4 protein-coding genes are annotated in these 5,158 nt (G+C 44.9%); 1 reads left to right on the forward strand and 3 read right to left on the reverse strand.

What is annotated here, in order from left to right:
• The 3 genes from ACJ751_RS15385 to rimO form a co-directional block, all read right to left on the reverse strand.
• Window positions 1-283: proline racemase family protein (locus ACJ751_RS15385; RefSeq protein WP_407746388.1), on the reverse strand; the 283-nt coding region annotated here is incomplete at its 3' end.
• Between the two features lie 291 nt (window positions 284-574).
• Window positions 575-2,062: an aldehyde dehydrogenase (NADP(+)) gene (locus ACJ751_RS15390; RefSeq protein ID WP_407746389.1), complete on the reverse strand. Its 1,488-nt coding sequence runs from the start codon at window positions 2,060-2,062 to the stop codon at window positions 575-577.
• Window positions 2,063-2,942: 880 nt separating this feature from the next.
• Window positions 2,943-4,265: a 30S ribosomal protein S12 methylthiotransferase RimO gene (gene rimO, locus ACJ751_RS15395; RefSeq protein ID WP_407746390.1), complete on the reverse strand. Its 1,323-nt coding sequence runs from the start codon at window positions 4,263-4,265 to the stop codon at window positions 2,943-2,945.
• 220 nt (window positions 4,266-4,485) lie between these two features.
• On the opposite strand from rimO, the gene ACJ751_RS15400 reads away from it, so the two are divergent.
• A complete protein-coding gene (locus ACJ751_RS15400; protein ID WP_407746391.1) occupies window positions 4,486-4,971 on the forward strand; it encodes a hypothetical protein in 486 nt (161 codons plus the stop codon).
• Window positions 4,972-5,158 lie beyond the last annotated feature (187 nt).

Raw genomic sequence — 5,158 nt, forward strand, 5'->3', positions numbered from 1 at the left:
CAATAGTGCCATGACCGCACATAGGTAAACAACCACTTGTTTCAATGAACAGTACAGCAATATCATTCTGCGGATCGTGCGCCGGGTACAGGATGCTGCCACTCATCATATCGTGGCCGCGGGGTTCAAACATCAATCCTTTGCGGATCCAGTCATATTCTTTCAGGAAATGCTGGCGTTTCTCACTCATGTTTGTTCCTTCCAGTACGGGGCCTCCACCGGCTACCAGTCGTACCGGGTTGCCGCAAGTATGTGCATCGATGCAGAAAAAGGTTTTTTTCATTTATCGCAGGTAAAGTAGTAAAAAATTATAGACGGAAATTATTTTCTATACCGCATAAATCGGCAATCGTGAATCGGCAATCGGCAATGGGTTTGCGAAATTCAAGGCTCACTTCGTGAAACGTGAATCCGCCAGCAGGCGGAGAAAGAGTTCGCGCCCCCGGATGAACTCAATAACTCAAAAACTAAAGAACTAACAAACTTGTATGTGGTAATTCCCTTTATCAACCCTGTCAACTCTATTAACGCTATCAACCCGTCTTCCTCGTCAACTGGTTAACTGGTTAACTGGTCAACTTTTCACCTCATCTTTCGTTAGCACGTCGTTTACCGTTCTCCAGATATTTAACGGATTCCCATTCCTCAACTCCTCTGGCAACAAACTATCCGACCAGTTTTGATAAGCAATAGGCCGGGCAAAGCGTTTAATACCATCAGCCCCAACCGAAGTAAAACGTGAATCAGTAGTAGCCGGGAATGGCCCGCCATGATGCATGCTTAAACAAACTTCCACGCCGGTAGGAACGCCATTTACGATAAAGCGTCCACAAATATTTTTTACCGCTTCCACCAGTTCATCATTATTTACAATGTCGTTATCGGTGGCCATGAGTGTGGCGGTCAGTTGTCCTTCCAGTTTGCGAACCACTTCCAGTAATTCGTTCATGTCTTTACAACGGATCACCAGCGAATATGGACCAAACACTTCCTGGTGCAGAACAGGATTATTCAGAAAGGCTTCGCCGGTGGCAGAGGCAATGGTGGGCACGCCCTGGTTGGCGGCGGGCTGGGTATTGCTTTCTGCTATGGTTTGTACCTGTTGTTGCGACAGGGCTTTGTTCCTGTTTTCGAGGTAATTTTTCGCAATGCCGGGGTGTAACATAGTGCCCGGATTGACTGCTTTTATTTCGTTGCCTAATGTATCGATGAACTGTTGCAGCGCTTCGCCTTCAATCCCGAAGATCAAACCCGGATTGGTGCAGAACTGCCCTACGCCAAGCGTAATGGAGCCGGCATACATTTTTGCTACTTCTACGGCAGATTGTTTCATTTTTTCCGGGAACAGGAACACGGGGTTTACGCTTCCCATTTCTGAGAACACCGGGATGGGTTCCTTGCGTTGGTTGGCCCAATCGAACAGGGCCTTACCACCTAAATAGGAACCGGTAAAACCAACTGCTTTTGTATGCGGATGAGTTACGAGCGCTTTACCCACTTCCTGCGAAGCACCATGCACATGTGCAAATAGGCCGTTGGGCATCTTGCATTTGGCGGCGGCTTTTAAAATGGCCTGGGCCACTAATTCTGATGTTTCGGCATGGGCAGGATGGGCTTTTACAATAACCGGGCAGCCGGCTGCCAGGGCACAGGCTGTATCGCCACCAGCCGTTGAATAAGCGAATGGGAAGTTGCTGGCCCCAAATACCACAACCGGGCCTAAGGGGATCAGCATTTTGCGTATATCGGGTTTGGGTGGCGTTTTAGTGAGGTTGGCCGTATCGATCCTTGCTTCCAGCCACTCTCCTCTTTCGCAGGCCTCGGCATAACTGGTTAACTGGAACATGGTGCGGGCCCGTTCGCCCCGAAGCCTGGCTTCGGGCAGGTTGGTTTCCCGCATGGCGGTTTGAATAAGTTCATCGCCTGCATTTTCCAGCTCTGCGGCAATGTTGCGCATGAATTGGGCGCGGTCTTTTAACGAATACTTCCGGTATTGGTGAAAAGCCTGCCATGCGGTATTCAATACCTGGTCAATTTCCTGTGAAGATGCATCTTTAAACATAGTTCAATGTATTTACCGTTGTATTGGCTTACAAAGGTATTATACATTCCGTTAACCGCTATACCTGCGTGAAATATTGAAGATTATTTGATAATAATGGTTAAGTAGTGCTGTGAGGAATTTGTGCCTCCATGGGCCGCCTGCGCTAAAGCTTGTTCCCGTTAAAGCTTCTACTGGCCCTTACGCCAAGGTTTCGGCAGGCGATGCCGGAATTTACGGGAAAGAAAAATAGTCTTTCTTTCCCTGTAAAACATCTCCGGTATATGCTGCCGGTGCAGCATATGATTAATCAGAACCTAAACCCTCTTTATGAGAGTTGCTACTAATGAACGAAGCATATTAACCTGGTTTCAAATTTACCGGGTATTAAACGATTTTGTACACATTGCTGGCTATTTATTATATTTTTTTGTTAATGGTATTGGGTTTTTATTTAATTAATTAGGACTGCAAACCATTATGTGGAGTGTATATAAAGAAAGAAGCAGGCACAAGAGGTTGTGTGCCTGCCAGAGTGGATAATAATCAGTAAATTTTGTCGCACTACCTAATTATCCACGACGCGGGCAACCCAATCACTCAGGTCTATCCACATCTGCCATTGCCTCCGTTGAGCCAATTAATTATAATAAATGTCGACTGGGCGTGTAGTTGTTGGAAAGGAGATAAGGAGTACATGATGTTGTCAATGATAAAAAATAACAATATCATCCACACAAAGGTATGGCTAAGGAGAAGCGGTAACAATACAACTTTGTGGTAATTCGGTTGGTTCGAATATAACGGCCTAACGTATAAATAAAAACGCTGTTCATATATTGTGAACAGCGTTTTAAATATATCAAAGAATATATTTTATTCCTGGAGTGGTTCTCCCCTTTTAGGGGGTTGAGGGGTCTACTACTTCCCCTTCCAGATCAAAATCGTATGCTTTGGTGATCTTTACGTTTACAAATTCGCCGATTGGTAATTTTTTGCTGCTGTTAACGATCACTTCATTGTCAACTTCCACACTGTCAAACTCCGTGCGACCCAGGTAACGGCCCGATTCTTTTTTATCGATGAGGGTTTTGAAGGTTTGTCCAACCTTTTCCTGGTTCTTTTCAAAATTGATCTCCTGCTGCACTTCCATGATCTCCTGTGCACGGGCTTCTTTCTCTTCGTGTGGAATATTATCTTCCAGGTCGTGTGCAGTCGTGTTCTCTTCGTGTGAATAGGTAAAGATACCTGCGCGGTCGAAGCGGTGTTTTTGCAGAAATAATTTTAATGACTCTACATCATCTCTTGTTTCACCGGGGAAACCGGCGATCAGCGTGGTGCGTAAACCAATGCCTGGCACTTTTTCCCTGATGGCGCTGATAAGCTCATTCATTTCTGACTGGGTTATCTGGCGCTTCATGGCCTTCAGCATATTATCGCTGGCATGTTGCAGCGGCATATCCAGGTAATTACAAATGTTATCCCGTTCGCGCATTACATCCAGGATCTCTAAAGGAAATTTAGAGGGATAGGCATAATGCAGCCTGATCCACTCGAGCCCTTTTACATCAGCCAGCCGGTTCATTAAATCGGCCAGCATGCGTTTTTTGTAAATGTCCAGGCCGTAATAGGTCAATTCCTGGGCAATCAGCATCACTTCTTTTACGCCTTTCTTCACCAGGCCTTCGGCTTCTTTCACCAGGTCTTCGATACTCCGGCTAACGTGCTGCCCGCGCATGAGCGGAATAGCACAAAAAGAGCAGGTGCGGTTACAGCCTTCCGATATTTTCAAATAAGCATAATGCCTGGGGGTGGCCAGTAAGCGTTCGCCCAACAGTTCTGCTTTATAATCAGCTTCAAATGCTTTCAGTATCAGGGGAAGTTCCATGGTGCCAAAATAGGCATCCACCTCGGGAATTTCCTGTTCCAGGTTGTTCTTGTAGCGTTCGCTCAAACAGCCTGTCACATACACTTTATCGAGTTTGCCGCGGCGTTTGAGTTCTACCTGGTCAAGAATGGTATTGATAGATTCCTCCTTGGCCTTGTCGATAAACCCGCAGGTGTTTACAATTACGATATTGTGATCTGATTTTTCATTCTCATGTATCACATCAATATCATTCGCCACTAACTGGCCGCTCAATACTTCACTATCTACCATGTTCTTGCTGCAACCCAGCGTAATGATATTAACTTTGTCTTTTTTATGTGATCTTACTTTCATATAAGGGCGCAAAGGTACTTAAACAATAGGCAATAAGCAATTGGCAACAGGCAAAGCTTTCTTAACAATTGTTAATCTTCCTGGGTTATAGGGGTTTAATTGTAATATTGCGGATTTATTTACAAAAAAGAATTGAGAATTAATTATTTAGATTCTTATCCAGCTCTGCAAATTTGGCATAGTTTTTTAAAATCGTATTAGACCAAACATTGGAATATTTATGAAAAAAATCGTAGTTGTACTAAGTGTACTGGCCCTGTTTACTGTTTCCCAAACCCAGGCCCAGGCCTTAGGATCTGATTATCGTACTGCGGTAGGGGTAAAATTCTGGCCCGGCGCTTTAACGATAAAACACTTTATTAAAGATGACGCTGCATTGGAAGGCCTTGTAAATTTCTGGGACCATGGTTTCCGCATTACCGGCTTATATGAGTTTCATGGTGATATTCATAGCGCCCCGGGTTTAAAATGGTATGTTGGGCCCGGGGCTCATATTGGTTGGTATAGCGATGGCTACTGGCGCGATGACCACCATTACTATCATGATGGCGATGCCTCATTTGGGGTTGATGGTATATTAGGATTGGAGTATAAGATCAAAGACGCTCCCATTGCCCTGAGCCTTGATGTAAATCCTTACATTGAAATGCTCCACGGTGCTTATGTGGGCGTTTGGGGTGGTTTAGGGGTGAAGTTTGCTTTCTAAGAGAAACATATTTAAATAAAAAAGCCTGGACTTAAATTCCGGGCTTTTTTATTTATTTAAGGTGCAGGCAAACGGCAGAAGGCAGAGGGCAAAGATCCGCGACGCGGCAAACCCCTATCAACGCTATAAACTCCATCAACCCTATCAACCTCCTTCTACCTGGTTAACTTGTTAACTCGTTAACTTA

It is taken from the genome of Niastella sp., from assembly GCF_045805085.1.
Taxonomy (GTDB): domain Bacteria; phylum Bacteroidota; class Bacteroidia; order Chitinophagales; family Chitinophagaceae; genus Niastella.